Raw genomic sequence first — 1,494 nt, forward strand, 5'->3', positions numbered from 1 at the left:
CCCGGCGGCCGGCTCCGGCCGCCGGCCGAGTGCCCGCCGCATTCGATCAGCACGGCCTGGCCCGGCGGCTACATCGGCTCCATCGAGTGCCGGTCCGCCCATGACGGCGGACCCGGCCGCGGTTCGGTCTGGGTCCGGACGCCGCTGGCCATCGTTGCCGGCGAGGAGAGCGAACCGGTCGCCCGCTTCCTGGGCCTGGTGGACACGGCCAACGGCGTCGCGGTGCGGCAGAGCCCGCGCGAATACATGTTCCCGAATGTGGAACTGACCGTCCACCTCTTCCGCCAGCCCGGGGGCGGCTGGACCGGGCTGGACACCACCGTGCATTTCGGCGCGCACGGCGTGGGGCTGACCGAATCCGGGCTGTATGACGAACACGGTTTGGTGGGCCGGGCCGCCCAGATCCTCACCGTGCGCAAGTTCCCCACCCCCGTGGGCTGACACCGTGGCCCTGCGCATCCTCACCGTCGGCCGCAAGCACGAGTCCTGGGTGGCCGAGGGCATCGCCCGCTACGAAAAGCGGCTGAAGAAGCCCTTCGACGTGACCTGGCTGCCCATCCCGCACTCCGCCCGGGAAGGGGACCCGGCCCGCCGGGAGGAGTCCGAGGCGCTGCTGGCCAAGCTCGGCGGCAAGCACGCCGGGGACTTCGTGATCCTGCTGGACGAGCGCGGCCGGAACATCGATTCCCCCACGCTGGCGCGCACCCTGCAGCAGCCCCTGGACTCCTCCCGCAACATCACCTTGATCATCGGCGGCGCCTACGGGGTGGATGAGACCATCCAGGAGCGGGCGGACTTCGTCTGGTCCCTGTCCAAGCTGGTCTTCCCGCACCAACTGGTCCGGCTGATCCTGATCGAGCAGCTTTACCGGGCCCAGGAAATCGCCGGCGGGCGCCCCTACCATCACGTCTAGCACCCGCGGCCGCAGCAACCGGACCGGGTGCGGCGGCACGGTAGACTCCCCCCAGGTGTTCGACGAGGCGTAGAAGAATTCTTCCGGAGGAGGCGGGGTGCGGGCCAATCCACCGTGGCGGCTGCTGCGCTCGTCCGCCGTCGCCTCGGCCGTCCTGGGCCTCTCCGCCGCCGCCCACGTCGCCGGCGGCGGAACGCTGCCCGGACCCGGCATCCTGGCCGCACTCGCCGCGCTGATCCTGCTGCCGGCCACGGTGCTGGCCGGGGACAGGCTCGGATTCACGTCGCTGGCCGGGCTGCTTGGCGGCGGCCAGCTGGCACTGCATCAGGCGTTCACCGCACTGGGCGTGCCCGCGTCCTGCGTCGCCGGCGGTCCGGCCCGAACGCTGCACGCCGGGCACACGTTCCCCGGGCACGTTTCCGCCCTGGACTGCGCTGCCGCCGCCGGCCAGGCCCACTCCGCCGGCGGTGCCTGGATGACGGCGGCGCACCTCCTGGCCACCGTGCTGACCGGGCTGATGCTGCTCAAGGGCGAGGAGGCCCTCTGGGCCCTGCGCTCCTGGCTCCGCCCCCTCACCCGGC

Annotated in this window: 2 protein-coding genes and 1 pseudogene; all 3 read left to right on the forward strand. The window is 72.6% G+C overall.

What is annotated here, in order from left to right; translation table 11 throughout:
• Window positions 1–441: pseudogene (locus tag ACFQ36_RS22645) on the forward strand (thioesterase family protein); the annotation flags it as partial.
• A gap of 4 nt (window positions 442–445) precedes the next feature.
• Window positions 446–913 carry a 23S rRNA (pseudouridine(1915)-N(3))-methyltransferase RlmH gene (locus ACFQ36_RS22650; RefSeq protein ID WP_377017815.1) on the forward strand — a complete coding sequence of 156 codons (468 nt, stop codon included), beginning with the start codon at window positions 446–448 and terminating at the stop codon, window positions 911–913.
• Between the two features lie 97 nt (window positions 914–1,010).
• The coding region (locus ACFQ36_RS22655; RefSeq protein WP_377017817.1) for a hypothetical protein at window positions 1,011–1,494 on the forward strand (484 nt) is incomplete at its 3' end.

It is taken from the genome of Arthrobacter sp. GCM10027362 (genome assembly GCF_042679445.1).
In the GTDB taxonomy this organism is placed as follows: Bacteria; Actinomycetota; Actinomycetes; order Actinomycetales; family Micrococcaceae; genus Crystallibacter.